We start from the raw sequence: 25580 nt of genomic DNA, 5'->3' as shown, positions 1-25580 counted from the left end.
CGGCAACTGGGTTCATCAGTTTGTACGTCGTATTTTACCTATGGATAGTCCACGAGTAACACTCGTCGATCGAGGTCGTGTCCGTGCAGATATGGGATATGTAATCAGCGGGTACAGTATGGCAAGCGCAAGTGCTCCAAACCCGGATCACGAAATTGGTGAGTTCGTGGTGTGGGCTGCGGTCATTGAGACAAAGAATGGAACATTCCTGTGGGACACCGGCTGTCCACCAAATGCGGAGACATACTGGCCGGAGCCGTTGTATGATGCATTTGAAGCATACAATGCTACGGACCGATCGCTTGAATCCGATCTCCAAACGGTTGGATATCGCATCGAAGACATCGATGCGGTAGTGATGAGTCACCTGCACCTCGATCATGCTGGAGAGCTATCGCAGTTTGCAGGTACAGAGACGCCAATATACGTACACGAGGATGAGCTCCCATTTGCGCATCTGAGTGCGACAACGACAGCCGGGTCGATCGCATACCTTCACGCAGATTTCACGGGGGCATATAATTGGCAACTCGTTCAGGGGGATACCCACACGCTCGCGCCAGGGTTCAAACTGCTCCATCTTCCGGGACACACACCAGGTCTGCTTGGTGCAGAGCTCTCGATAGATGGTGGGGAGGCACTCCTTATTGCGGGTGATGAAGCGTATGTTGAGGCAAACTACCACGATGGTGCGCCGCTCGGTCCTGGACTGATGTGGAGCCAGCTTCACTGGCAGGAGAGTCGTCAGCGACTGCGAGAGATTGAGCGCCAGACAGACGCAGCAGTACTGTATGGGCACGATTTGGATGTGTTCGAACGGCTTGCTGCCCGATTTTCGATGTAGTTGCTCTGACAGAGATCGGCAACAAGCACGCTCACAGCAACCTTTTCGGGGTTCGATACCTGAAAGATGGTAATGACAGCGACAGTACCACTCTTGGTTGAGACGCTGTTTCCTAACGGGATTAGCCACTATCTTCTGGGTGGGATCCTGATCGGACTGGGAACAGCTGTTATCTATCTTGGCACGGCGATCCCTGCAGGTGCCAGCACATTTCTTGAATCAACGCTTTCGTACGTCTCAAAGCTCTCGCGATTCCAGCAGCCGAAATTCATTGCCTCACGCGATTGGCGTGTTGTCTTCACACTCGGAATTGTAGCCGGAGCAGCGGGCTACTCGCTCATTGCGGGTGACTTTGGATGGACAACTGAGGTCCAGCCGTGGCGACTCTTTCTTGGTGGAATTCTGATTGGCGTTGGAACACGACTCGGTAAGGGCTGTACCTCCGGCCACGGCGTCTGTGGTGTTGGTTCCGGCTCATCAACATCGATCGCAAACGTCGCGGTATTCATGATTGTTGCAGTTGGTGTCGCACAGCTTGTGATGGCACTGGGGGTGAGCCCATGAGCGCTCAAAAGGACCACGAGCAGCATCCGTTATTTTTACCGCTCATCTTTGTTGGCGGACTCATATTTGGTGCTGGATTGGCAATGAGTCAGATGGCCCGTCCGGAAGTTGTACTGGCCTTTTTGCAGTTCTCTGATCTTGGGTTGTTGTTTGTCATGGGTGGTGCCGCAGCGGTCGTTGGGACAACGATTTTCGTTGCATCACAATCGGGGCGATCAGCACCGTTGACCGGAAAGCGATATGCTCGACGGCTGAAATCAATGGACAGAAATGTAATGTACGGAGGCACAATTTTCGGTGTTGGATGGGGCCTCTCCGGCATCTGTCCCGGTGCAGCATATGCAAGTTTGGGAATCGGAAATGCTGCAATTCTGTATGGAATCGTTGGGATGTTTATTGGTGCATATCTCCAAGGCTATCTGCGAGAAGCCAAGGCCGAATCTATGAGTGGACAGCCTGCAGATTAAATAGACAAATTCGGTGTTACACGTCTCAAAATCCATGATTTTCACGACACTCGTCGTTGGATTTACCCGCGTGCACAACGTAGTACCCCTACAGTGAAAAAGAACGAGTTGATGCACATGCATGCGCTCTTAGCGCAGTTGGTCGAAGACCTTGTGAGCCGTGAGGTTGTTTCATCTGCGCATTTTGAACCTTACCGATCGCTTGACATCACACCAGTGGATTTCCGTGTTCGACGTGACCGACACGAAGAAGCGGTACTCCTTCTTGCGTCGCTTCTCGCTTCGGCAGTAACCGACACTGAACAGTCCACCGAGAGTGTTCATGCCCGATAAGTAGCATCGAGAAGAAAACCCCTAAGCCATCGCCGCGAGAGCGACAGATATGCGACTGCAGGAGTTTTGGGGCGTTGGGCCAAAGACCGCGACACAGCTTCGCGAGTCGCTTGGCGAACAGGAAGCGATCGAAGCGATCGAATCGGGCGCGGTTCGAACACTCACAGACGCAGGAATTCCACGGGGGCGAGCAGTTCGTATTCTTCGTCGTGCAACCGGTGGTGCGGGGATGGACATGCTTGGAACCCGTGACACACGTACGGTCTACGATGAGCTTGTAACACTCGCCAGTGAGTATGCCGTCACGGCACATGCTGCCGATCGGATTCGTGTGCTTACACCACTGACCGAGCAGACTGTCGTTACGGAGCGCCTCGAACGTGTACTTGGGGCGAAAGACGCGTGGGAAACGCTCAGTGAATCCGAGCGCACCGCTGTTACTGAGGCATTCTCAACCTATGATGCTGCAGGTGGCTCGGATCGAGCAGCCGTCGAGACCGCGCTCACACTCCAAACGGTTGGCCTCTCCGGAGAGCCATTTGAGACGCTAGCGGCGATCGAGCCAGCCGAACTGGAAGCCGCAGCAGCGGCGCTTGGGTCGCTTCGCGACACCAATACGGGCGTCACAGTTGAAACGGGGAGTGACGACCAGCTCGATCGCCTCAGAGAGCAGTATGAGGCGGCGACGGCGATCGAAAATGCGGCGTTTGATGTGATTGAAACGGTAAGAAGCGAGGGTGCTCGTGATCTCGAATCGTTCAAAAATGGCGTTATTCGCCACGTTGGGAACGAAACCGAGATTGATCGAGAAACGATCAGAAGCGCAGCCGCAGACGATCCTGCGGATGCAGCTGATTTCGTAAGCACAACACTCCGGACGCTCTCGACGGACCTACAGACGGCAGTTGATCGCCGAGAAGAGACCGTTATTGAAACGCTGCAGGCACAGATTGCAGAAACTGACAGCGATATTGACGGTGTCATTGATGCAGTGTCGGAGATTGCGTTTGACCTCTCTCTTGGTCGGTTTGCAGCCGCGCATGAACTCACTCGGCCAACGTTTGTCTCTGATGGGATCGCAGTTGTTGGTGCAAGAAACCTCTTTATTGAGAATGTTGAGCCAATTACCTACGGTGTTGGGACACACACACTCACAGCAGATGGGACACCAACACCACCGTCTGGCGACCGAGTCACAATCCTCACTGGAGCCAATTCCGGTGGGAAAACGACGCTCCTTGAAACGCTGTGTCAAGTCGTCTTGTTGTCGTCAATGGGGCTGCCGGTCCCGGCAATAAACGCGGAAGTTGGTCGGTTTGAGACGATCGTCTTCCATCGTCGCCATGCCTCATTCAATGCCGGTGTGCTTGAATCGACGCTTAAATCGATCGTGCCACCACTGACAACGGACTCAAATACGCTCATGCTCGTCGATGAGTTTGAGGCGATTACAGAGCCAGGCCGCGCTGCAGATCTGTTGAATGGCCTTGTCGAACTGACGGTTGATCGGGGGGCACTCGGTGTCTATGTCACACACCTCGCTGAGGATCTGAGTCCGCTCCCGGAGACTGCTCGGGTTGATGGCATCTTTGCAGAGGGGCTCACGCAAGACCTCCAGTTACGAGTCGATTACCAGCCGCGGTTTGGAACGCTTGGAAAGTCTACGCCGGAGTTCATTGTGTCGCGACTAGTTGCAAATGCGCGTGACCGGGGCGAACGCGCTGGGTTTGAGGCGTTGGCGGCCGCAGTAGGACAAGAGGCGGTCCAGCGGACACTTGTGGACTCACAGTGGAGCCCAACAGACAACTAGGCAGTTGCGACGTTTGTTTGAACTAGTTTTTCAGCCGATACTGATACATACTGTGACCGATAGTAGCAAATGTGGATAGAAATATAGTATATATTGGCGATTGTTTGTATGAGTGTGGTTTTTCGGTTAGTGTCGGGAACGAGGACCAGGCAGTTGAACAGCTCTGCGAACATCATTGGGATACCCATCGGTTAGCGATTGATCCGCTTGATGTGAGCCAGTTCCTTCAGCGTCGATCGTATCACGGTGGACGGCGATCGACTAACGTGAGTTCGAAAGGGCTGCTTAGCTAAATGAGGCAGTTCGATCGATTCCGATCCGAATCTCAGTCTCTTCGACGTCCCACGTCTCAACGAGATCCGATCGTGCATCGGGATCCGTGTCAAACGTTTCTGCGCGAACTTCCTCAGCAATGAGCGCTTCATTGTCGGCAACGAATCCAGCAACACGGTCGTCGGTGACAGTAACGCCAACCTCGATCGACTCTTCAACGTCCAAGTCAAGCTGTTTTCGCATCTCCTGAATACGCCGGATGACGTCCCGAGCATACCCTTCTGATTCCAGTTCGTCTGTGAGCGTCGTATCGATGTAGACGGTTCCACCATCGAAGCTAGCACCGCTGATTCCTTCCGGCGGCTCCGCATGATAGGTGACCATCTCCTCATCGAGTTCGATCGTCTCACCATCAACAGTAATGCCAGCCGCAATCTCTGTGCGGGTTGCTCCATCAACTGCGTTCATCACCTTCTGTGCGTCTGCACCGAATGCGGGGCCAATTGCACCCATCTCCGGCTCTGCGTACTCAACTAACTCATCGAACTGTGAGACGACTTCGAGCGATCGGCTGTTGACGCGATCGAGCAAGAGCGATTCAAGCCGATCGACAGCACCTGCAACCTCGTCGCTGTCAGTCTCGACGATGATCCGTTGGACGGGCCACCGAAGCTTTCGCCCACCCTGTTGGCGGGCGTTTGCTGCAGCCTCCTCAACACGGCGAAGCACAGCCATGTCAGTCTCAAGTGCGGGATTGTGCAGATCCGCATCGACTGTTGGCCATGAGAGCGCGTGCACAGTCGTCGCCGATCCGTCGAATCGCTGGTACATTCGCTCTGTAATGTACGGCGCAAATGGAGCAAGCAGTCGGATGACTTGATCCATAATTGTCGCCAATGTCGCGTATGCACCGAGTTTCGATGCGGATTCATCCTCTTCCCACATGCGCTCTCGGATTGCTTTGACGTAGAAGCGAGAGACATCTTCAGTGACGAAGTTGATGAGTGTGTTCAGTGCATCGTGAACTTCGTACGAATCCCATGCCTCGTCCATCTCTGTTTTGACGGTTTGCAGTCGCGAGAGTACCCACTCGTCAACGATCGTCAGCTCGCCGTCATCGAGATTAGCGTCAGCTGGATCGTAGCCGTCAAGTTCCATGTACGGCAGCGGGAACCGGAACACGTTCCAGAGGATATTGAACCGGCCAACCATATCGCCAAGGCCATCCCATTCGAATGAGAGATCAACACCCTGTTGATCGTGGCTCAACAGATATGTCCGGAGCGGGTCACGGCCGGCGCGATCGATCGCCTCTTCGGGAGTCACAATGTTCCCACGCGACTTCGACATCTTTCGGCCGTTCTTGTCGTTTGCAAAGCCGTGCATTAACACCTCTTTGTACGGACTCTCGCCAAATGCCGCAGTCCCCATGCCAAGTTGGGACCAGAACCAGCCACGCGTCTGGTCGTGTGCTTCGATGATGAGATCAGCGGGCCACAGCTGTTCGAAGGCATCCGTTTCGCCAGGATAATCAAGGGTTCCCCATGTTGCGACTGAGGAGTCAAGCCACACATCGAACACATCAGGAACGCGTGTATACGTTGTTCCACCTTCGGTGATCGTAAGCTCGTCAACCGTTGGTCGGTGAAGATCAATGTCGGTTGGGTCGATATCCTGATCGACTCGATCGGCCAACTCTTCTCGGCTGCCGATCGCAATCATGTCCTCGGTTAGGTTGTTCTGGTCTGCGTCTTCTGCAACCCAAATCGGAATTGGAATCCCCCAGTAACGCTGTCGGGAGACGTTCCAATCGGGTGCGTTCTCGATGAAGTCACGGAACCGGTTGTCTCGGGCCCACTGTGGGTGCCACTCTGCATCTTCGATATTGTCAAGGAGTTCGTCTTTGATGTCGGTGATGGAGATGAACCACTGATCGGTGACCATCTGGATAATTCCGGTGTCACAGCGCCAACAGTGGCCGTAAGAGTGGTTGTACGTCTCATCAGCAAGCAGTGCGCCGTTTGCGTCTAAGTCCGAACGGATCTCCTCATTTGCGTCACGAACAAACTGGCCTGCGTACTTGCCGGCCGCGCCCGTGTAGGTTCCGTTGCTCTTGACCGGACAGAAGATCTCTAATCCAAGTTCGGTCCCGCGGTGGAAGTCCTCTTCACCATGCCCTGGTGCGGAGTGGACCAATCCGGTTCGATCGGCCTCAACATAGTCGGCAGTATAGATCGTGGCTGCACCCTCGAAACTCGGATGCTGCGGCACCTCCTCAGCGAGCGGATGGCTGTACTCCCATCCAACCATTGCTTCGCCAGCAATTGTTTCTTCAACCTCGTAGTCGTCGTATCGGCCCTTTTTTAGGACTTCCTCGACGCACTCTTCGGCAACGTAAATGACTTCCTCTTCACCATCTTTCGTTGCTCTGACCGCAGCGTAGTCGAGTTCATCCGAAACAGCGACGAATGTGTTTCCGGGGATTGTCCATGGTGTCGTGGTCCAGATGACAACGCTTCCCTCTCGATCTACGAGCGGGAACTTCACGTAGATCGATGGATCGTCGACGTCTTCGTACTCAACCTCGTTGTTTGCAAGGCCAGTTTCACACCGTGGACACTGTGAGATCGATCGCTTCCCCTGCTCAACAAGGCCACGCTCTGCCACTTGGCTGAACGCGTACCATGCGGCCTCCATATACTCCGGTGAGATCGTTTTGTACGGGTTATCCCAATCAAACCATGCACCGATCGATTTGAAATCCTCATCCATCGCTTCGCGGTTCTCCTCTGCAAACCGCATACATTCGTCGATGAATGCTTCCATTCCGTACTCCTCGATGTCGGTTTTGTTCTCAAAGCCGAGCTCCTCCTCGACTTTCACCTCGATCGGGAGACCGTGCATATCGTACCCCGGCCGATCAGTTACGTTGTGACCGGTCATGCGTTTGTACCGAATGACGGCGTCTTTCAGCGTTTTGTTCCACGCCGTTCCGAGATGCATCTGTCCGGAGGTATACGGCGGTCCATCAACAAAGAAGAAATCCGGATCATCGGCATGTGCCTCTTTCGTCGCCTCGTAGGCGTTGTGTTTGTCCCAGTACGCAGTGACCGCTTCCTCCACGTCAGCGGGTGTGTACTGCTCTCCGATATCGTCCATGTGTGAGTGGTGTTCGCCCGTATATATCAAAACGGTGATCCGGCACTGCAGTAGTGGGAAGATTTCGCCGCAAGGCGTGTGTCATTATACACCGGTCGTGATGACGGAAATATGGATCGCGAGGATAACGCTATTGCCGGCTTTACAGGCCTCTCACACGGGACGTTTCACGGATTTGAGCTTTCGATCCCGCTTTTTGTTCCGATCTGGATTGCCGCCTTCGATGCCTCTCCCGCCGTCATTGGCGTTGTTGTTGGTGCTGGCTACGCGATTATTGGACTGGGATCGCCGCTTGCTGGAGTGTTGGCCGATCAGTACGGCTCAAAACAGTTGGTCCTCGTCTCGATCGCAGGGATGGGGCTTTCGTTCGCTGCAATCAGCCTCACAACATCGATCGTCACGCTTGCGATCGCACTTATCATCTGGGGAGCAGCAGCAAGTATCTACCATCCGGCAGGACTGTCACTGATTAGCCGAAACGCAACCCAACGTGGAACCGTCCTCGGGTACCATGGGGCAGGTGGCAGTCTTGGGACCGTTATTGTGCCGCTTGTCGCGATTGCGCTGCTGTCGATATTCGACTGGCGGATCGTGATCGTACTGCTCGCAGTGCCGTCTATGATCGCACTCTTCATTGGGGCGCTCTTGCAGATCGACGAATCAACGGCGAGTTCAAACACTGACGGTGAGCCAAGTGGTCGGCCGCTTACCGACGCGCTCCGATCGTTCGTTACAGATAGCCGGCAGCTATTGGTCGGTGGATTCGTCATCGTGCTTGCGATCCAGATGGTGTACGGAATGTACTATCGGGGAATCTTTACGTTCCTTCCGGATGTCCTGTCTGGACTCCCGATTTTTGAACCGGTTACCATCGGCGAGCGAACGGTTGAGGCTGGTCAGCTCGCGTACTCTGGTCTGTTACTCGTTGGCGTCTTTGGCCAGTATGCTGGTGGTGCGCTGAGCGATCGTGTCGACCCTGAGCGAACGGTTGTTGTAACATTCTGTATTCTGATTGCTGCATCACTCCTGTTTGTCCCGGCGTCCGAGATTGGCGTCCTCCCATTGCTGGCGGTATGTGCTGTGCTTGGCTTCTTTATATATGCCTTTGCGCCGATCGGTCAAACGCTCGTTGCTGAGTATGTCGCAGACGATAGCCACGGCCTCTCGTTTGGGTTTGTCTACTTTGGGACGTTCGGCGTTGGTGCAATCGGTGCCGCAGTTGCTGGTGCAGTGTTGGATTTCGGAACGCTCCCACTCCTCTTTATTGTATTATCAGGGTTTCTGACGGTCTGTGCGGCGCTTGGCGTGCTGCTCGTTAAAAAGGCCGCTTAGGTGAGTTCGGCTATTGTCGCCATCTCCGTCTGTGTCTGACATGCCGATCGGTAGGTCGCGATTGCGAGTGCTGCACCCGTTCCTTCACCAAGGCGCATCTGATAGTCAAACAGCGGCGCAACTCCCAACGACTCTAGCTGCACTGTATGACCCGGCTCCACAGATGCATGCGAAGGGAGGAGATACGGCTGTACGCGCTCATCGATCGCCACCGCAAGCAGTGCGGCAGCACCCGTAATAACGCCATCAATCACGACTGGAATCCGTCTGGAGGCTGCTTCGATCGTCACACCAACAAGCCCGCCTATTTCGTACCCGCCAACACAGCGAAGGACGTCGATCGGGTCCGTTCGATCCGGCTCAGTTGTTTCGATCGCGTCTGCAATTACCTGCTGTTTGTGGGTCAGCCCTTCATCATCAACACCAGTGCCACGGCCAGTGACTGTTGACACCTCATTTCCGGTGAGAACTGCAGTGATCGCTGCGGCCGCGGTGCTGTTTGCAATCCCCATCTCACCGAGCCCGATACAGCCGGCATCTGTAAGGTGTGACGTAACCACCGATCGTCCCTGTTCGATCGATGCAACGGCTGCTTTTCGTGACATAGCCGGCTCCGTACGCATATTTGCCGTGCCTGCACCGATTCGACAATCAATGACAGACGAAGCATAGGCGTCCGACCCAACCGCATCTTCACCATCAACAACGCCAAAATCACAGACGATCGTTGAAACAGCGTTCGATCGGGCAATGGCATTGACTGCTGCCCGATCGTTGACAAGCGCGTTGAGCATCCCACCTGTAATCGACTGTGGGTATGCGCTCACACCGTCCGTTGCGACGCCATGATCCGCAACCGCAGTCACGATCGTTGCAGGGTCGACAGTGGGAGTCTCTGTCGCTTGTATCCCTGCAATCCGTATCGCGAACTCCTCAAGACGTCCAAGGCTTCCCGGTGGTTTCGCAAGCGATTCTTGCTGAGTCCTTGCCTGCTCGATCGCTGCCGCATCAATTGGGGGTATCGTCGGTGGGGTAAATGTCTGCACGCGAACTCACTGCTCACTCAAAATCCGGCAGATCATCCGGTGCATCATAGCTTGCTTCCCAGTCAATGTACTCCTCTTTCAACACATCGCACACAATCTGTCCAAGCTCTGTGAGCCCCGCGTTGATTCCGGAGACGGTTTCCCAACTTGTAAGTTCAGGGTGGAGGTTTCGCTCTTTCCAGTCTTCAGGGATTCCAGGCGCGTGATATCCAACGCGATCGGCAAAGTCATCCCAGAAAAAATCGAACTGTTCGATCATGTTGAGGTCCTCAACGATCGTCCACTCGTCTTCTGTGAGGTCTGCACTCGCTGCCCACTCTTCGAAGGAGTCTCTCCATGCACCCGCCTGAAGCAACTCTTTGATTTCATCCCGTCGATAGTCGGTATCACCGATGATTTCGGCATCCTCATACTGGTTCGGGTCGATGTCTGTCGGTTCAGGTGGCTCTGGAATATCGACATCTAATGTCATGGCTCACCATTTCATGTCGGAGTACAAAAACGCGTCCGGTCAGTCGGTTGCAGCGACACGGACAACAAGTTCGTCTGCACCGACCAACAACACCCACACAAGCGGCGCCCACGCAATCGCAAATCACTAATCGAGACCATCCACGCAAAGAGCGTGCTCTCTCGATCGGATGTACCGTCGGGAAGCGCTGACGCTTCCCGGTGTGACTGTGATTGTGCTCGGTATCGGTACGGTCGGTCGATCGCGTTTGATTCTCACGAATACCTTCCAGTCGCCAAATACCATCTCACAACGTGAGAAATTGTCTGTGTTGTTGACACCGGGGGCTTTTGATCGCGCAGACGAATACTGCATATGAAGCAGACTCGACGCGGGCTCCTCCTCGCGCTCGGCGGTGGTCTTATTGCTGGCTGTACCGCGCCAACGCAAAGCGGCCGATCGAACCCGGACGGAATCTATACACAAGTGTATGAGCAGACAGTGCCGTCGGTTGTGCAGGTCCACGCCAGCGTTGGTGGTCAAGACGGACAAGGCTCCGGATTTGTCGCTGCAATTGATGATGTAAACGACACTACAGAGACACTCATTGTCACAAACGATCACGTTGTGCCGGATGGCTCAGATGTCAGTGTGACCTTCCACGACGGAACCTGGGCGGATGTTGACGTTCTCGGAACAGACCCATTCAGTGATTTAGCAGTGCTTTCTGTGGCTGAGGCACCATCGGATGCCACGCCACTGTCATTGGTAAGTGAGGTTCCACCAGTTGGTGAAGAGGTACTTGCGATCGGTGCGCCGCTTGATCTGCAAAATACGGTCACACAAGGGATTATTAGCGGTCGAAACCGATCGCTGCCTGGGCCACAAGGATTTTCCATCTCCGATACCGTCCAGACCGATGCAGCGCTTAATCCAGGGAATAGCGGTGGTCCACTACTCACGCTCAATGGAGACGTGGCAGGCGTTGTCAGTGCAACAGGTGGCGAAAACATTGGCTTTGCAATTTCTGCGGCATTGGCAGAACGAGTGCTTCCGAAACTTGTAACAGATGGCTCGTACGAACACTCATGGCTTGGAATCCAATCGGTGGATGTGGACCCGACGCTTGCAGAGTTGAACGAATTAGCCGATGCTCGCGGCGTGATGGTTGTCGACCTACCGGGAGAGAGCCCAGCTGAAGGGGTGCTAGAAGGGGCATCCGATTCAACAGTTGTTGACGGGACACAGTATCCGATCGGCGGAGATGTGATTCGCGCACTCGACGGTACCGAGATCGAAAATCAGTCCGGTCTCTCTCGATATCTAACGCTTGAAACATCACCCGGCGATTCGATCGAGATCACGTTTATTAGAGACGGCGATGAACAGACGGGGACTGTTGAGCTTGAGCCTCGGCCGGACTCACTCGGTTAACCCGTAGCGATCGACAACTGCTTCAAGCTGCTCTCGTCGGCCTTCAATTGCTTCGTTTTTGAGTTCTTGCTCCGCCTCGGTCGGACACTCCAATCGTGGCACTTGCGTTGGGGTTCCGCGCTCATCCAGTGCAACAAACGTAAAGTAGGATGTCGTCGTCTGGCGCTCAGCTCCTGTTTTTGGATTCTCTGCACGAACGTCGACTTTGACATCAATGCTTGTCCGACCAACATTGAACACATACCCCTCAATCACGGCAACTTCTCCGAGATCGATCGCACTAATAAAATCAACATGATCCATTGATGCAGTTACACACTGACGACTTGAGAACCGCATCGAAGCAATTGCCCCACAAATATCCATCCAGTGAAGAACGCGTCCACCAAGTGCTCGCTCCAAATTGTTCGTATCGTTCGGGAGCAGCAGCTCAGTCATCTCTGTGTAGGACTCCGCAAGCGTTGCTGTTTCTGTCATACGAATATGTTAGAGAGACACAGTAAGAACACCTGTGGTTGTGTGTTTGGGTGTACGGTTAGTTATCGATCTTCAGACTCGTGATCTGAATCATCTCGCGTATCAAGTGCCTGTTCGGAGACACCGGAGTCGGCGACATCGATAGTTGACGGCGGCCGTCCAGCAGCATCTAACACCGCATCGGATACGATAATTGGACACTCTAATCGGACGGCGATCGCGATCGCATCGCTTGGTCGTGCATCGAAGGTAAACGGCTCTGGCTCACCGCTAACGTACCGCTCGGCTCGAATTTTTGCATAAAATGTCCCATCAGCAAGGTCATCAATACGAACGCTGTCGATCGCTCCGCCAAGCTCTGTGACCATCTCAACGAGCAGATCATGCGTGAGTGGCCGCTCAAATGTGTGACTCTCGATCGCGAGTTGGATTGACTGTGCCTGATCATCGGTGATGAAGATCGGGACATACTCCTCTCTCGCTGCGAGAATCACTGCAGGGATGCTTGCACCGTCGGGGCCGACACCCATTCCAATCCCTTCGATCTCGGCAGTATGCTCCATGTTCACATCTATTACGCGACGGTATGAATAGCTGTTCCTCGCGACCCAACAAAACGTTCAGTGATGCTGATAGTACCAGAGTGCAGTGACAGCAAGCATGACTGTTACCCCACCAAGGAAGAAGGCAACACCAGGCTCTAAATTGACGATCATCTCGACAAGTTCTGCAGTGTACTCTGCGATCGTTTCGGTCCCGCCAGCGTCATCAGTAGCGTCTGCTGACTCCGCTACCTCATCCGCAACTGGTTCTTCGGCCGCTTCAGCTGGTGTTTCTGTCGATCGATCGTCGCTCGGTGTCGCGGTTGACTCTGCAGTGTCTGCATCTTCGGTTGTCGCAGCACCTGCATCTTCGCCGCCAGGTTGCACCGGAACGCCGCCGCGATCCGCAAACCGTTGGACGAGGAGGCTTGCGAGTCCAAGAATACCAACACCTCCAAGAAGTCGCATCAACGTCGCTTTGAGTCCTGTTCGGTCCGGCTCCTTGGAGGCAAACAGTACCAATGGTTCATCTGCCGGTGCATAGACGTTCATCTCACGCCCTTTCTCGGAGTAGACGGTATCCACGACCTCGATCAACGCTGCCTCTTCGAGCTTTTTGATATGGTACTGTACGTTTTGTAGCGTGGTATCGATCCGATCGGCAAGCGCAGCGGGAGAATCAGGCTGTTCGTGCAGCGCAGTTAGTAGTTGTCTCGCGGTTTCAGACGAGAGTGCAGCAATCACGGACTCGGCATCGTCGCTATCTAAGCCAACAATGCGTGGGTCTCCATCAACTGCTGGCGGAACGTCCGAACTGGAGGGCAGGAGCTTCGCCATATCCTCCCACTACCGCACATGGATACAAATCTTCTGCTGTAACATACTGTGCATGGGATACGCTCACAATTGCAGTCCGACACAAGTAAACCGCACGGCCATGTAACGTCGCTAATGAGTGAACCGGCGGATACAATCGATGGCCCTCCAGATGGCGCTGCTTCTGGTGACGGCCGCATTACAATCGTCGGCACCGCGCACGTCTCTCAAAAGAGCGTTGAAGAGGTTGAAGAGACGATCGCGGCCGAAAACCCCGATATTGTTGCAGTTGAATTGGATGAAGGTCGATACCGACAGATGCAGGGCGAAGAGCCTGAAGATTTGGATGCAAGCGACCTTCTAAAAGGAAACACCGTCTTTCAGTTCCTCGCATACTGGATGCTTTCGTATGTCCAAACACGGCTTGGCGATCAGTTTGACGTGAAGCCAGGTGCAGATATGATGGCTGCGATCGAGACTGCAGAGGAGCATGGAATCGATGTTGCGCTTGTCGATCGCGATATCCAACAGACGATCCAGCGATTCTGGGCACGGATGACGATCCGAGAAAAGCTCAGGATGGTTGGTGGGCTTGCATTTGGAATCACCGATAGCCGAGTTGTTGGGATTATGGTCGGGCTGATCGTTGGGCTGCTTGCAGGGCCGGGGATTGCAATCTTTGGTGGGGCTGTTGGCATCACAACACCGTTCCTTGCGACGATCACTGGTGCAGCACTGCTGGCGATTGCAGCCGCACTTGTCATTGATACCGTTGGTGGAACTGTGCTTGATGGAGACGATCGCTTTTATGCGGCGATCGCCGGCGGGTTGGGTGCTGGTATCGTTGGTGGACTCGTCTTTGGCCTCGCCGATGGAATTGTCGATCGCTTCCTCGGAGAGTTTGCAATTACGATCATCGGAAGCATGTCGCTTGGACTTGGCGGCGGACTTGCCTTTGGCCTTGCCGCGGCTGCACTGATTGGGCTCTTTGGCTCAACAGAGCCTGAGCATCAAGGAATCGACGAGATGGATATCGAGCAATTAACTGATGCAGACGTTGTGACAGTGATGATGGAGGAGTTCCGTCAGTTCAGCCCGGGTGGGGCAGAAGCGCTGATTGACGAGCGAGATGCGTACATCGGCCACCAGCTGGTTGCGCTTCGAAACGCAGGTTACCACGTTGTCGCTGTCGTTGGTGCAGGCCACAGAGCCGGCATTGAGCGATATCTTGCGGACCCATCGACACTGCCACCGATGGACTCGCTGGTTGGGACAGAGAAAGGCCGCGGGATTCCGTGGGGGAAAATCATCGGCTACGGTGTCTCGATCGCATTCATTTCGTTCTTTGTCCTGCTTGCGATGGCGGGCGTTCGAGATGGCTTCCTGCTTCGACTCTTCGGTGCATGGTTCGTAATTAATGCCGTATTCGCAGCAGGCCTTGCAAAGCTCGCAGGCGCACGGTGGAGCTCCGCAGGCGTTGGTGGAGCGGTTGCATGGATGACATCAATCAATCCACTGCTCGCTCCTGGCTGGTTCACCGGCTACATGGAGCTTCGACATCTCCGCGTCAATGTTGGAGATATTTCAAAACTGAATGCATTGCTCTCTGATGAGACGCGGGCAGTCAGCGATATCGTTTCAGATATGTTTGACGTGCCCCTATTCAAACTCATCATGGTTGTTGCACTGACGAACGTTGGTAGTATCATCGCAAGTATTCTGTTTGTCGCGTACGTGTTACCGCTGTTCGCGGCAGAAATTGGGGGTGTTGATGGCGTCTCCCGCTTAATGCTTGAAGGCGCTCGAAATAGTGCTGAGCTCATTTGGGGGGTACTCCGATGAGCAGTGGTGGCCGAACGATCGCTGGCTACCAGTTCAGTAACCAAGAAATCAAAGATCTACTCATCGCATGGGGTGTTCTCGGTGTGGCGTTTGCCATCTTCTTCTCCGGAGGGGCTCGATCGCTCTCACAGCTCATCAATCCAACAATCTTTGTGGTAAGTCTGTTTACAGCCGGTGTCGGGTTCCTCTTGCATGAAGTCGCACACAAGGTTGTTGCGGTGCGGTTTGGCCAGTTTGCGGAGTTCAGAGCCGATTATAGTATGCTCTTTATTGCAGTGATGAGCGCAATGATCGGGTTCATATTTGCGGCACCGGGTGCCGTCCACCACCGCGGCTACCTGACTGACAAAGAGCACGGCCTGATTGCCCTTGCTGGCCCGGTGACGAACATCGGGCTTGCGATTATTTTTGTCCCCGCGTTGTTTGGGGGCGTACTGCTACAGAGTAATCTCCTGTTCCTCCTCGGTTGGTATGGTGTGCTCGTGAACATGTTCCTTGCTGCGTTCAATATGATCCCATATGGACCGCTCGATGGCAAGACAGTGATGAGCTGGAACAAAGGTGTCTGGGCCGGCGTCTTCCTCCCAAGCCTCCTGTTAACGATTGGACTGCTGTTTGGCATCGGATTCTAACGGTGGGCGTGTTGCACAGTAGTGCAATATACGCCGGTCATTCTGTTTTCGTATTGTATTCTAAGGCACGATCGTGCATAGATAGAGGGAAGTGATCGGTGGGATTTTGTGGGTTCGTGACGCCACCTTGGATATGAGCGACGATGCTGAGGAAACCGAAGGGCTAACCTATGCGGATGCGGGTGTCGATATTGCAGCGAGTGAGAGCGCAACAGCGGCGCTGATTGGCGCAGTCGGTGAAAGCGCCGGCGACTATGCAGGCTTGTTGGATATTGGCGATCGCTACTTAGCACTTGCAACGGATGGTGTTGGAACAAAACTCCTTGTTGCGGAGGCGCTTTCTGATTACAGTACGGTTGGCATTGACTGCATCGCGATGAATGTCAATGATCTCGTTGCCGCAGGTGTTCGGCCGGTGGCGTTTGTGGATTATTTGGCGATCGACGAACCCGATGAGACGTTCGCGGAACAGGTTGGAGAGGGGCTTGCAGCCGGCGCGAAACAGTCGAGTATTGAGCTTGTTGGCGGTGAGACTGCAGTGATGCCGGAGGTTGTTCGGGGACTCGATCTCGCAGGAGCCTGTGCCGGGCTTGCAGCAAAAGATGCGTTGTTTGACGGCGAAGCAAGGCCTGGTGATACGCTCGTTGGATGGGCATCCTCGGGGATCCACTCAAATGGTCTTACGCTCGCACGAAAAGCGACGACAAAAGATGGTGGAAAATACACGGACCCATGTCCGTTTGTTGGCTACGAAACGATCGGTGAGGCATTGTTAGAGCCAACGGCGATCTACACGAAACTACTTGATCCGATGCGCGAGCACGGCGTTCGCGGTGCCGCCCACATCACCGGTGGTGGATGGACGAATCTCGATCGGTTAGGAGAGAACAGCTATCTGATCGAGAATCCTCACGATTCACAGCCGGTTTTCGACTTCATTCAAGAGCGTGGCTCCGTATCCGAGAAAGAGATGCATAAAACGTTCAATATGGGTACTGGATTTGTCGCGGCAGTCCCCGATTCGGAGGCCGCTTCGTCGCTCGCAGCTGAGACTGGTGGGCAGGTTATTGGAACGGTCGAAGAGGGATCAGATGTGTCAATTCGAGGGTTGACGCTCTAATATTCACATTTCGGATAGCTATTTCTGTCGGTGTACCGCTTCATATGGTATGACACCGATCGACATCTCTCCTCCTGCGGGCTGGACTCAGATTCAGACAATTGATGCGCATACGGGTGGCGAACCGCTCCGGATCGTGACTGATGGACTGCCGCCGATCGAGGGAGAGACAATTCTTGAGAAGCGCCAGTATATGCAGCGCGAACTGGATAGGTATCGACAAGCGTTGATGTACGAACCTCGTGGGCACGCCGATATGTACGGCGCAATTCTCGTCGAACCTACCGTGGATGACGCCGATATTGGTGTCCTGTTTACGCACAATGAAGGCTACAGCACAATGTGTGGGCATGGCATTATCGCGCTTGGTGCGATTCTCGCAGAGAGCAATCTTGTTGAGAACAAAGCCGAGGAACTTCGGATCGAAACCCCGGCAGGGATTGTGACCGCACAGCCGATCGACGATGGTGATCGCGTCTCTCGTGTCGCGTTCACTAATGTGCCATCGTTTGTCTACGCTCGCGATCGAACCGTGACCGTTCCCGGAATTGGTGAACTCCAGTATGATATTGCATTCGGCGGCGCATTTTACGCATACTGTCAGGCTACGGATGCCGGTGTTGGATTAACGGGCGCGGACGCTGCATCATTAATTGATGTGGGACGAAAAATCAAAGCCGCAGTCGCCGCTGATTGTGAGATTATCCATCCGTATGAGGGTGACCTCTCATTTCTGTATGGTGTGATCTTCACCGGCCCCGCAAACGGAGCTGCTGATAGCCGAAACATCTGTGTATTTGCTGATGGAGAGATCGATCGCTGTCCGACCGGAACCGGTGTGAGCGGCCGGCTGGCGCTTGGACATGAGGATGAGACGATCGCACCCACTGAGCCGTTTACCGTCGAAAGCATTGTCGGCTCCACGTTTACCGGAAGCTACACGGAAACAACATATGGTGGATACGATGCGGTTATTCCGACGATCGAAGGCAGTGCGTACATTACTGGTGTACACACATTTGTTCTCGACCCCACAGACCCGTTTAAAAATGGGTTTCTCTTATGATGATGAGCGCTACGAGAGCTGTGCCGCAAGATCGGCTTCAGTGATGATGCCAACTGTTTCACCGCCTTGAGTGACCATAATCGCTTTGTAGTGATCAAGCAGATTCCGGACTTCATCAACAGTTGCATCCCGCGCAACAGTTGGGAATGATTCGCTCATCACATCGCTCACTGGGAGATTACTCACATCGTTGCCTGCTCGGATTACATCACCCTGGCTGATCGACCCAACCGGAATACCGTTCTGCAGCACAGGAAGTTGTGAGTATGCCTCGTGTTCCATCAGGTCGATCGCTTCACGGACCGAGTCATCCGGTGCAACTGAGATAACCGTCTCATTCATCAGATCCTCCGACCGGACAACATCGCCCTCTGCTTCATCAAGCGCAGTAACGATCCGCCGAAGGGTAGACAGACGAGGGTCAACATCACCGCCCTCAATCCGCGCAATAAGCGGTTGTGAGACGCCAGCAGCATCTGCGAGACTGCTTTGTGTTAATCCAAGAGCGGTGCGACGCTCGCGTAAATCCTGTGGCGTCGGAAGTTCCATATTCCACTAATTACTTTGGGTTATATGAAAACGTTTCGTCGGCGACAGTCCCAGCCGGTGCTTACTCGTCGTCGGGTTCGGTCTCGATGACTTCGATGACTTCGAGCGGAACGTCTCGGAGTGCACCACCGACTTCGCTCTTTGCGATTCGTGCCGCATGCTCTTCACCATCTGCATTGAAAATGTTTATCTCCAAGAGAAGGCCGACGAGCGCAGTGTTTGCTGCGATATATGCGGAGTCAAACGGTTCGCCACAGGCAGGACAGCCAGTGACACCGACTTCGACCTCAACATACTCTTTGTTCTTTTGATTGAGTCGCTTGCCAGCTGAACTCACAGCGACGCCAATTGCATCATCAATATCTTCAACGTCGCGCACAAGCCATGCCGCTTCCATGGCGACGAGATAGTTGCTCATATGTGGTCAATGAGATGCAGGGTTTCGTAGCTTGTGGTTTGGTTCTCTCCTCGGTGTGTGCCAGCAGTCACCACAAATTGGCGTACGAATCCTACGCTATCTGTATAACTTATGGCTATCTCTTCAGTTGCTGACGGCTGTAATATGCTATTCAGTGACTGAATAACAACTGTTGTTGTGTCTGACACAAGTCAAATTGAATCGCAAGACTGCGTCTACCTAGATGAATGATCATGGCCAACAAGTATTTATACACAGGTGACGCCAGCAGAAGTATCGAATGATCGAATCGGCCACCCGGCTCACGCTGTTTACGCTGTACCAACTGACCGTTGCATTTGGGATCGTCATGCTCCCAGTTGCGATCACACTCCAGAAATTTGGTGTCACAGTTCCGATCCGAAACGCGATCGAAGCAACTGAAACCGCATACGAAAACGCCACGCAAAAATAACGCCTCTTTTCACCGTGTATTTTTATCTCTGAGCTACAGCATCGCTTCCGGAGGTGTTTCCCTGAAGGGTTGCATTTATCAGCGACGGAGCGTTACATGAACTAATGCGAACTCCCAATGGCGGTTTTGCTGGCGAGTTAGGTCAGCTTGATGGTGACGCCTCACGTGTCTTTGGTCCGGAACTCGGCGAGTTCCCGTCCAACGGCCAACAGAGCGCGTCAGACGACGAAACGCTCAAAACAGGAACCACGACCGTTGGCATCAAAGCCAAAGACGGCGTTGTACTCGCAACCGACATGCGCGCGAGCATGGGTTACATGGTCTCCAGTAAAGACGTCCAGAAGGTCGAGGAGATCCATCCGACCGGTGCGCTGACGATCGCTGGCTCGGTTTCTGCTGCACAGAACCTGATTAGCTCGCTCAAAGCGGAGGTCCGTCTCTATGAGGCTCGCCGCGGAGAGGATATGAGCATGAAAGCGCTTTCAACGCTCACTGGAAACTTCCTCCGATCAGGCGCGTTCTTTATTGTGAGCCCAATTCTCGGCGGTGTTGACAGCGACGGCCCACACATCTACAGCCTCGATCCGCTTGGTGGCACAACAGAGGAAGAATATACTGTTTCGGGATCGGGTAGCCAGTATGCACTTGGACTGCTCGAGCAGGAGTACGAGTCCGAGATGTCGATCGAAGATGCAAAACACGCCGCCGCACGTGCGGTCAAATCTGCAGTTGAGCGTGACCTTGCATCCGGTAACGGAATCAACATCGCAGTCGTGACCGAAGATGGTGTTGACGTAACCCGTCACAAGGACTTCGACGACGTACTGTAAGTAGCAACGTCCCTTTCTGTCTCGTTTTTTCACACAGTATATCGCGATCGCGTGCCGAGACCCGTCTACCCCCAATCAGAGAACGAGCCGTCGATCAGCGTCTCTCGTTGGTTCTCAATATACGTCCGTTGCATGGTTCCGATCGCTTCCGCAAGCGATGCGCCCGATTCAATCTCTTCGCGAACGATCGATCGCTTCCATGCAGCTGGGGTCACTGTATTCTCGACACGCCATCGAAGCGGTTCGATGTACCGATCGGCTTCTGCATCCGAGAGGCCAACTGCTGAAAGCCCTGCGTGTGCATGCGCTAACAGCTCCGTGTAGAGCGCCGATTGATCGGTTGTCTCTCTGCCATCGCTCGTAATCCACTGCTGTTCGCCCGCAATACCATCCTCGACTGCGACGTAGAAGTTATTTCGTGCATCTTCCCATGGAAGATTGATTACAGGATGCTCATGTCGGGTCAGACTCTCCATTAAGCCAGCAAACGCCGCTTGGAGCGCAACTGAGTCGCGGACTGTTGGCTGTGCAGGAATCGGTCGGAACTCGATCCGAGCATTGGCAGACGATCGCGTCGGGCCATCAAATACCGGCCGAACCCAACGCCAGTAGGTGCCATGTTTTCGACGTAGTGTTGCAAAGCGATCATCAAAACGCTCTCCACGTTCGACAGGCATTGGAACGATCGTTTCGTCTTCGACAACACGATCGACAGCCTCCTCGATCGAGTTAAGATCTTCAGGGAACGCAACTTTGTTCTGCTCTGTTGCGCTGTTGAGGACGGACTCGAATACAGCGATCCGATTTTCATGCCACCCCTCGTCAATGATTGTCTCTGCGGAGACATCTTCATACAGATCTGCTGGGAAGAACGGTGCGTTGACGCCAAGTGCGAGAAGTGGTCCTGCAACCCGAACAGCATAGTTGAAATATCGAGGAAGATCCTCAGCCTGCTGCATCTGATAGTGTGGTTGAATCGAGGTAATCAACGCCTCTGGCATGACGGTATCCGCCTCAATATCGATATGTGGTGCGTCGACACGAAATGTATTCGCTGTTGTGTCACCATTTGCCATCGCGTGATACCGAACTGCATCGGTCATATTCGTCGCAATCCGAATCCCATCCTCTTCGATGCTGTCGGTAAGGTACCCCCGTGCAGTCTCACCTGCGGGTGGAACCGTCCACATTGCGTCACTTACGAGTCGCATCCCTTCTGCGCTTGTGCAATCAAGTGCTGCTTGCAGTCGTCCACGAACCTCCGACTCCTGGGCACGGAGCCCATGCTCGTTGAATGGCTGTGGGCTCGTTGTCATCTCTGCATTATGAAGCCCGAGTTCTTTTTCAAATCCAATAAGTTCTAGTAACCGACGTGGAACACGGGTCAGTGAATACTGTGTTTCATCGCCGTCATCTCGCCACCGACCCTCCGAAACCGCATAGAACTCGTACTCAAGGCCGATGATCGATTGGTAGTTATCGAATGTCCCGTTTTGTATCTCTTTGAGAATGACGTCAGCGTCTGCTTGTGCCTCCGCTCGGAACGCATCCGAATCAACTGCCAAGATATCACGTATCGACTCCACCAACTCGAACGTACTCATGACTCATCTATCTGTTGTCGAGCCTCTCAAGTGTGGCGGCTTCTGTTGAGTGGGTCACTACTGCTTTTTCCAACCCATTGTAATGGTAATACGCTCTTTTTTCCCACCAATGATTGATCCTTTCTCTTCAACCCGCATCTCAAAATCAACCGTCTCTGGCGGGAGCAGCTCAACAATTTTGTTCCCAACGCTGACATTGACCTGTTCGCTGTTTTCGAACTCATCCGCAAGTGTTCGAAGTTCAGCTGCAATGTCTGAACGGGTGAGTTCTCGTGTATGTACCGTTTTGTCTGCCATGACATCTAAACGGTCCACGTCCGGCCGGTTGAAGCTTTTTTCGCTGGTCGTGACCGTCACGGGCACCGATGAATCGGATTCCCTGATCGTCGTACTTACGTACGTCTCAGACTGAACACCGATAGATGAAATTTGAATCGCTCTGCAAGCGGTCCGCTGCGATTGAGGCAGAGTCCGGTGATCTTGAGACTGTGTCGCTCGTCGCAGCACTACTTTCTGAGTCAGACGAAGATCTCTCGACGATTACCCGATTCATTCAGGGTCGTGTGTTTCCAGCATGGAGTTCTGAAACGCTCAATATCGGCACATCGCTCTGTCATGTGGCGATCGCCCGTGCTGCAGGTCCGAACGTACGTCCAGAGGATATTGAGAATCGGCTCGCAGAACGTGGCGAGATCGGTGCCGTTGCAGAGAGCTATGATTTTGGCGGCCAACAAGGATTAGCTGCGTTTGGTGCTGGTGGATCTCAGGGGAGACTCACAGTTTCGGAGGTTGATTCGGAGCTTCGATCGCTTGCAAAAACGAGTGGTTCGGGAAGCCAAGATCGAAAATTGGATCTCCTTTTTGGGCTGTTTACGCGGTGTTCGCCGATCGAAGCCAGATATCTTGCACGGATTGTCCTTTCGGAGATGCGAATTGGGGTTGGTGAAGGGGCTGTGCGGGATGCGATCGCGGACGCGTTCTCGGTTCCTGCCGATACCGTAGAGCGTGCGCTACAGGTGACGAACGATTACGGCCATGTTGCGCGGGTCGCGCGTGAAGATGGTGCGGATGGACTTACCGCACTCCAACTAGAGATTGGACGGCCAGTCCAAGCGATGCTTGCACAGGCAGGCACAGCAGCCGAAGGCATTGACACATGGGGTGAGGCGATCGCCGAGACGAAGTTTGACGGCGCACGAGTACAGGTTCATTACGATGGGACTAGTGTGTCTTTGTTTTCGAGAAATATGGATGACGTAACAGACCCGCTTCCAGAAATCGTCGAATTCGTTTCTGAAACCGCAACTGTGCCGTGTATTTTGGACGGCGAGGTTATTGCGATCGACGAGAATGGTGACCCACTTCCGTTCCAAGCAGTGCTTCGTCGGTTTCGAAGGAAGCACGATATTGCCAAGATGCGCAATGAAGTGACGCTTGAGCTGAATGCGTTTGACTGTCTGCATGCCGACGGTGTTGACCTGCTTGATGAGCCGGTGACAGAGCGTCATGCAACGCTCCGATCGGTATTAGATGGATCTCAAGCAGTGTCTGAGACGATCCAAACGGATTCGCTTGATAAGATTGCTGTATTTGAGACGCAGTCCTTAGAAGCTGGTCACGAGGGGATTATGTTGAAAGACCCAGCCGCAGTCTACTCACCAGGAAATAGAGGACAACACTGGTTGAAACGAAAGCCCGATATTGAGACGCTTGATCTTGTTGTGACGGGGGCGGAATGGGGTGAGGGGCGACGGGCAAACCATATTGGAACCTTTCTTGTCTCCGTCCGTGATGGAGACTCGTTTGCACCGATCGGCAAGGTTGCAACCGGAATCACTGACGCACAGCTCGAAGAGCTTACAACGCTCTGTGAACCCCATATTCTGTCCGAATCCGGGCAGTCGATCGATCTCTCACCGGCGGTGGTGTTTGAAGTTGGATATGAGGAGATCCAACAGTCGCCGACGTATGCGTCCGGCTATGCGCTTCGATTCCCACGATTTGTTGCAGTTCGTGATGACAAGACGCCAGAAACGGCAGACAGCCTCGATCGGGTCGATCGGCTCGCTGAATCACAGTAGTAGATCAAACTAGTTGACGGCGGTGTTCACGGATATACACGGCTATCGCACAGAGGAACCCAGCGGCGACCGCAACCGTAACGATCGCAAACGCGACGCGGTAGCCAAACTCCGTATACACCACGGTTCCGCCCACAAGTTCGTCTTGTTGATATGTATCCAGCGCAACGCCCATGAGTGTCGGAAAGAGTGCACCACCAACGAAGCCCGCAGTATTGACTGTTGCAGTTGCCACACCGCTCGCTTCACCAGGATAGCGCTCTTTAATGATCGAGAGCGAAAGCATTGCTGCACCGGTGAAAAATCCGATCGCAATGTATGTGAGTGCAACAACAGCCAGCGGTGGACGCCCAAAGATCGGAATAATTGAGAGTGCAATCATTAAGAGCCCAACACCGACAATCATCGGTACGATTCGTTTGCCAATCCGATCGGAGATGCGGCCAATCACAGGCGCACCAAATAACATTCCAACTGAGCCAAGAAGTGTGTAGTAAGAGGCTGTCGTCAGATCGAGGCCATGGACAACAACCAGATATGGGACTCCCCAGAGACCAAGCAGTGTCAACAACGTCCCCATTGCCGAAAAGAAGACAATCGACAGCAGCCACTGATCAATATCGCCAGCTAATTGCCGAAGCGCACGCCGTGCATCTGCGGTTGTAACTGTTGGGCGTTCAGGAACGCCGTCGATCGGCGCTAATCCAGCATCCGAAGGAGAGTTTCGAGCAAATACAAACACACCAGCAGCAGCAAGGAACCCCACAATTCCAAGCAGGATTATTGTTGGCTGCCAGCCGGTTGCGCTTACGGCCAGTGCAAGCGGTGTCGTTGCGAGGATCGCTCCTAGTCCTGCGATCCCGGCAGTGAGTCCAGTCATCGTTGCAAACTCATCGGGTCGGAACCAGTTTGCGCTGAATCGGAGCATCGAAATAAAGATGACACCGCTGCCAAGCCCAATCAGTGCCCGTGCGGCAAACGCAGCAAGATAGCTATCACTCAGTGCAAACAAGATTGCACCGACACTGAGCACTACTGCACCAGCAGCCCCAACGTATCGAGGGCCAACCCGATCTGCCAACAATCCGGTTGGGATCTGGACGATCGCATAAATATAAAAGAACGCAGCGTGCAGTGTCCCGAGCTGTGCAGCGGATGTCTGAAATGTTGCTTGGAGCTCTTCGGAGAGAACCGCACTTGAGAGCCGGTGAATATTCACCAATAAAAACACAATAGCGAGCGCACCCCACCCAATCCAGCGTCGCTTTGTGGGGTCGTTAAACACAGTCTCACAGTTGGGATCGAGCGTACTAACGGTTGGGTTTGCTCACGGTTTTACAGAATGCGAGGAGAATGCCCCGAGGTTGAATCCGACAGACTATGAAACAAACCATTAACTCAACATACCACTAATCAAGAGACAGCGATGGAGTACA

Annotated in this window: 26 protein-coding genes; 15 read left to right on the top strand and 11 right to left on the bottom strand. The window is 53.7% G+C overall.

Features of this window, described 5'->3' with window-relative positions:
• Positions 1 to 40 precede the first annotated feature (40 nt).
• From AArcSt2_RS08180 to AArcSt2_RS08155, 6 genes are all read left to right on the top strand, one after another.
• Entirely contained in the window at positions 41 to 844 is an 804-nt protein-coding gene (locus AArcSt2_RS08180) for an N-acyl homoserine lactonase family protein (RefSeq protein ID WP_250583840.1), read from the top strand.
• 72 nt (positions 845 to 916) lie between these two features.
• Positions 917 to 1408 carry a YeeE/YedE family protein gene (locus AArcSt2_RS08175; RefSeq protein ID WP_174653931.1) on the top strand — a complete coding sequence of 164 codons (492 nt, stop codon included), beginning with the start codon at positions 917 to 919 and terminating at the stop codon, positions 1406 to 1408.
• Positions 1405 to 1875: a YeeE/YedE family protein gene (locus AArcSt2_RS08170; protein WP_250583838.1), complete on the top strand. Its 471-nt coding sequence runs from the start codon at positions 1405 to 1407 to the stop codon at positions 1873 to 1875. The genes AArcSt2_RS08175 and AArcSt2_RS08170 overlap by 4 nt, the downstream gene beginning before the upstream one ends.
• 93 nt (positions 1876 to 1968) lie before the next feature.
• Positions 1969 to 2208, top strand: coding sequence for a UPF0058 family protein (locus tag AArcSt2_RS08165; RefSeq protein WP_174653933.1), 240 nt, complete (start codon positions 1969 to 1971; stop codon positions 2206 to 2208).
• A 49-nt stretch (positions 2209 to 2257) separates the two neighbouring features.
• Complete coding sequence (locus tag AArcSt2_RS08160) at positions 2258 to 4018, top strand: DNA mismatch repair protein (RefSeq protein WP_250583836.1); 1761 nt, start codon at positions 2258 to 2260, stop codon at positions 4016 to 4018.
• 71 nt (positions 4019 to 4089) lie between these two features.
• The gene (locus AArcSt2_RS08155) at positions 4090 to 4311 is read left to right on the top strand and encodes a hypothetical protein (protein WP_250583834.1); all 222 of its coding nucleotides are present in this window, start codon (positions 4090 to 4092) and stop codon (positions 4309 to 4311) included.
• Here the strand turns inward: AArcSt2_RS08155 and ileS are convergent.
• A complete protein-coding gene (gene ileS, locus AArcSt2_RS08150; protein ID WP_250583832.1) occupies positions 4304 to 7450 on the bottom strand; it encodes an isoleucine--tRNA ligase in 3147 nt (1048 codons plus the stop codon). The two genes, AArcSt2_RS08155 and ileS, sit on opposite strands and share 8 nt — an antisense overlap.
• Positions 7451 to 7561: 111 nt before the next feature.
• Between ileS and AArcSt2_RS08145 the strand changes: the two genes are divergently transcribed.
• Positions 7562 to 8782 (top strand): MFS transporter, encoded by a 1221-nt coding sequence (locus AArcSt2_RS08145; RefSeq protein ID WP_250583830.1) that lies wholly within the window; start codon positions 7562 to 7564, stop codon positions 8780 to 8782.
• Here the strand turns inward: AArcSt2_RS08145 and cobT are convergent.
• Positions 8779 to 9828: a nicotinate-nucleotide--dimethylbenzimidazole phosphoribosyltransferase gene (cobT, locus tag AArcSt2_RS08140; RefSeq protein ID WP_250583828.1), complete on the bottom strand. Its 1050-nt coding sequence runs from the start codon at positions 9826 to 9828 to the stop codon at positions 8779 to 8781. The genes AArcSt2_RS08145 and cobT overlap by 4 nt on opposite strands.
• Before the next feature lie 13 nt (positions 9829 to 9841).
• Complete coding sequence (locus AArcSt2_RS08135) at positions 9842 to 10300, bottom strand: DUF7992 family protein (RefSeq protein ID WP_250583826.1); 459 nt, start codon at positions 10298 to 10300, stop codon at positions 9842 to 9844.
• A gap of 354 nt (positions 10301 to 10654) precedes the next feature.
• Here AArcSt2_RS08135 and AArcSt2_RS08130 point away from each other — a divergent pair, with 354 nt between their 5' ends.
• Positions 10655 to 11713: a S1C family serine protease gene (locus AArcSt2_RS08130; protein WP_250583824.1), complete on the top strand. Its 1059-nt coding sequence runs from the start codon at positions 10655 to 10657 to the stop codon at positions 11711 to 11713.
• On the opposite strand, the gene AArcSt2_RS08125 is transcribed toward AArcSt2_RS08130, so the two are convergent.
• The 3 genes from AArcSt2_RS08125 to AArcSt2_RS08115 form a co-directional block, all read right to left on the bottom strand.
• Positions 11702 to 12190 carry an acyl-CoA thioesterase gene (locus AArcSt2_RS08125; RefSeq protein ID WP_174653942.1) on the bottom strand — a complete coding sequence of 163 codons (489 nt, stop codon included), beginning with the start codon at positions 12188 to 12190 and terminating at the stop codon, positions 11702 to 11704. The genes AArcSt2_RS08130 and AArcSt2_RS08125 overlap by 12 nt on opposite strands.
• Before the next feature lie 62 nt (positions 12191 to 12252).
• Positions 12253 to 12753, bottom strand: coding sequence for a bifunctional nuclease family protein (locus AArcSt2_RS08120; protein WP_174653943.1), 501 nt, complete (start codon positions 12751 to 12753; stop codon positions 12253 to 12255).
• A gap of 57 nt (positions 12754 to 12810) precedes the next feature.
• Complete coding sequence (locus AArcSt2_RS08115; RefSeq protein WP_174653944.1) at positions 12811 to 13569, bottom strand: ArsR/SmtB family transcription factor; 759 nt, start codon at positions 13567 to 13569, stop codon at positions 12811 to 12813.
• Positions 13570 to 13683: 114 nt separating this feature from the next.
• Here AArcSt2_RS08115 and AArcSt2_RS08110 point away from each other — a divergent pair, with 114 nt between their 5' ends.
• From AArcSt2_RS08110 to AArcSt2_RS08095, 4 genes are all read left to right on the top strand, one after another.
• Positions 13684 to 15390 (top strand): TraB/GumN family protein, encoded by a 1707-nt coding sequence (locus AArcSt2_RS08110; RefSeq protein WP_174653945.1) that lies wholly within the window; start codon positions 13684 to 13686, stop codon positions 15388 to 15390.
• Positions 15387 to 16022: a zinc metalloprotease gene (locus AArcSt2_RS08105; protein ID WP_174653946.1), complete on the top strand. Its 636-nt coding sequence runs from the start codon at positions 15387 to 15389 to the stop codon at positions 16020 to 16022. The genes AArcSt2_RS08110 and AArcSt2_RS08105 overlap by 4 nt, the downstream gene beginning before the upstream one ends.
• Positions 16023 to 16155: 133 nt before the next feature.
• Complete coding sequence (gene purM, locus AArcSt2_RS08100; protein ID WP_174653947.1) at positions 16156 to 17142, top strand: phosphoribosylformylglycinamidine cyclo-ligase; 987 nt, start codon at positions 16156 to 16158, stop codon at positions 17140 to 17142.
• A gap of 49 nt (positions 17143 to 17191) precedes the next feature.
• Positions 17192 to 18208, top strand: a complete 1017-nt coding sequence (locus tag AArcSt2_RS08095) for a proline racemase family protein (protein WP_174653948.1) — start codon at positions 17192 to 17194, stop codon at positions 18206 to 18208.
• Positions 18209 to 18217: 9 nt separating this feature from the next.
• On the opposite strand, the gene AArcSt2_RS08090 is transcribed toward AArcSt2_RS08095, so the two are convergent.
• Together AArcSt2_RS08090 and AArcSt2_RS08085 are read right to left on the bottom strand one after the other, a co-directional pair.
• Positions 18218 to 18757, bottom strand: coding sequence for a CBS domain-containing protein (locus tag AArcSt2_RS08090; protein WP_250583822.1), 540 nt, complete (start codon positions 18755 to 18757; stop codon positions 18218 to 18220).
• A gap of 61 nt (positions 18758 to 18818) precedes the next feature.
• Positions 18819 to 19175 (bottom strand): DUF555 domain-containing protein, encoded by a 357-nt coding sequence (locus tag AArcSt2_RS08085; RefSeq protein WP_250583820.1) that lies wholly within the window; start codon positions 19173 to 19175, stop codon positions 18819 to 18821.
• A 280-nt stretch (positions 19176 to 19455) separates the two neighbouring features.
• Here AArcSt2_RS08085 and AArcSt2_RS08080 point away from each other — a divergent pair, with 280 nt between their 5' ends.
• Together AArcSt2_RS08080 and psmB are read left to right on the top strand one after the other, a co-directional pair.
• Positions 19456 to 19629 carry a hypothetical protein gene (locus AArcSt2_RS08080; RefSeq protein ID WP_174653951.1) on the top strand — a complete coding sequence of 58 codons (174 nt, stop codon included), beginning with the start codon at positions 19456 to 19458 and terminating at the stop codon, positions 19627 to 19629.
• A gap of 104 nt (positions 19630 to 19733) precedes the next feature.
• Complete coding sequence (gene psmB, locus AArcSt2_RS08075) at positions 19734 to 20459, top strand: archaeal proteasome endopeptidase complex subunit beta (RefSeq protein WP_174653952.1); 726 nt, start codon at positions 19734 to 19736, stop codon at positions 20457 to 20459.
• A gap of 65 nt (positions 20460 to 20524) precedes the next feature.
• Here psmB and AArcSt2_RS08070 read toward each other — a convergent pair whose 3' ends face one another.
• Both AArcSt2_RS08070 and AArcSt2_RS08065 read right to left on the bottom strand, forming a co-directional pair.
• A complete protein-coding gene (locus AArcSt2_RS08070; protein ID WP_250583818.1) occupies positions 20525 to 22063 on the bottom strand; it encodes a glutamate-cysteine ligase family protein in 1539 nt (512 codons plus the stop codon).
• 57 nt (positions 22064 to 22120) lie between these two features.
• Positions 22121 to 22360 (bottom strand): amphi-Trp domain-containing protein, encoded by a 240-nt coding sequence (locus AArcSt2_RS08065; protein ID WP_174654624.1) that lies wholly within the window; start codon positions 22358 to 22360, stop codon positions 22121 to 22123.
• Positions 22361 to 22485: 125 nt separating this feature from the next.
• Here AArcSt2_RS08065 and ligA point away from each other — a divergent pair, with 125 nt between their 5' ends.
• Positions 22486 to 24144 carry an ATP-dependent DNA ligase LigA gene (gene ligA / locus AArcSt2_RS08060; RefSeq protein ID WP_250583816.1) on the top strand — a complete coding sequence of 553 codons (1659 nt, stop codon included), beginning with the start codon at positions 22486 to 22488 and terminating at the stop codon, positions 24142 to 24144.
• A 4-nt stretch (positions 24145 to 24148) separates the two neighbouring features.
• Here ligA and AArcSt2_RS08055 read toward each other — a convergent pair whose 3' ends face one another.
• The gene (locus tag AArcSt2_RS08055; RefSeq protein ID WP_250583814.1) at positions 24149 to 25429 is read right to left on the bottom strand and encodes an MFS transporter; all 1281 of its coding nucleotides are present in this window, start codon (positions 25427 to 25429) and stop codon (positions 24149 to 24151) included.
• Positions 25430 to 25580: the final 151 nt, after the last annotated feature.

Source organism: Natronocalculus amylovorans (genome assembly GCF_023638035.1).
Taxonomy (GTDB): domain Archaea; phylum Halobacteriota; class Halobacteria; order Halobacteriales; family Haloferacaceae; genus Natronocalculus; species Natronocalculus amylovorans.
The sequence above is the reverse complement of the archived record's forward strand: the minus strand, read 5'-3'. Positions and strand labels throughout refer to the sequence as shown.

Bases quoted from the DNA above. Each gene is read 5' to 3' on its own strand.
- AArcSt2_RS08070 (WP_250583818.1), bottom strand. From the start codon at position 22,063: ATGAGTACGTTCGAGTTGGTGGAGTCGATACGTGATATCTTGGCAGTT.
- AArcSt2_RS08170 (WP_250583838.1), top strand. From the start codon at position 1,405: ATGAGCGCTCAAAAGGACCACGAGCAGCATCCGTTATTTTTACCGCTC.
- AArcSt2_RS08160 (WP_250583836.1), top strand. From the start codon at position 2,258: ATGCGACTGCAGGAGTTTTGGGGCGTTGGGCCAAAGACCGCGACACAG.
- AArcSt2_RS08110 (WP_174653945.1), top strand. From the start codon at position 13,684: ATGAGTGAACCGGCGGATACAATCGATGGCCCTCCAGATGGCGCTGCT.
- purM (WP_174653947.1), top strand. From the start codon at position 16,156: ATGAGCGACGATGCTGAGGAAACCGAAGGGCTAACCTATGCGGATGCG.
- AArcSt2_RS08115 (WP_174653944.1), bottom strand. From the start codon at position 13,569: ATGGCGAAGCTCCTGCCCTCCAGTTCGGACGTTCCGCCAGCAGTTGAT.
- AArcSt2_RS08120 (WP_174653943.1), bottom strand. From the start codon at position 12,753: ATGGAGCATACTGCCGAGATCGAAGGGATTGGAATGGGTGTCGGCCCC.
- AArcSt2_RS08095 (WP_174653948.1), top strand. From the start codon at position 17,192: ATGACACCGATCGACATCTCTCCTCCTGCGGGCTGGACTCAGATTCAG.
- AArcSt2_RS08105 (WP_174653946.1), top strand. From the start codon at position 15,387: ATGAGCAGTGGTGGCCGAACGATCGCTGGCTACCAGTTCAGTAACCAA.
- AArcSt2_RS08180 (WP_250583840.1), top strand. From the start codon at position 41: ATGGATAGTCCACGAGTAACACTCGTCGATCGAGGTCGTGTCCGTGCA.
- ileS (WP_250583832.1), bottom strand. From the start codon at position 7,450: ATGGACGATATCGGAGAGCAGTACACACCCGCTGACGTGGAGGAAGCG.
- AArcSt2_RS08125 (WP_174653942.1), bottom strand. From the start codon at position 12,190: ATGACAGAAACAGCAACGCTTGCGGAGTCCTACACAGAGATGACTGAG.
- AArcSt2_RS08130 (WP_250583824.1), top strand. From the start codon at position 10,655: ATGAAGCAGACTCGACGCGGGCTCCTCCTCGCGCTCGGCGGTGGTCTT.
- AArcSt2_RS08085 (WP_250583820.1), bottom strand. From the start codon at position 19,175: ATGAGCAACTATCTCGTCGCCATGGAAGCGGCATGGCTTGTGCGCGAC.
- psmB (WP_174653952.1), top strand. From the start codon at position 19,734: ATGCGAACTCCCAATGGCGGTTTTGCTGGCGAGTTAGGTCAGCTTGAT.
- AArcSt2_RS08080 (WP_174653951.1), top strand. From the start codon at position 19,456: ATGATCGAATCGGCCACCCGGCTCACGCTGTTTACGCTGTACCAACTG.
- AArcSt2_RS08145 (WP_250583830.1), top strand. From the start codon at position 7,562: ATGGATCGCGAGGATAACGCTATTGCCGGCTTTACAGGCCTCTCACAC.
- AArcSt2_RS08175 (WP_174653931.1), top strand. From the start codon at position 917: ATGACAGCGACAGTACCACTCTTGGTTGAGACGCTGTTTCCTAACGGG.
- ligA (WP_250583816.1), top strand. From the start codon at position 22,486: ATGAAATTTGAATCGCTCTGCAAGCGGTCCGCTGCGATTGAGGCAGAG.
- AArcSt2_RS08090 (WP_250583822.1), bottom strand. From the start codon at position 18,757: ATGGAACTTCCGACGCCACAGGATTTACGCGAGCGTCGCACCGCTCTT.
- AArcSt2_RS08065 (WP_174654624.1), bottom strand. From the start codon at position 22,360: ATGGCAGACAAAACGGTACATACACGAGAACTCACCCGTTCAGACATT.
- AArcSt2_RS08135 (WP_250583826.1), bottom strand. From the start codon at position 10,300: ATGACATTAGATGTCGATATTCCAGAGCCACCTGAACCGACAGACATC.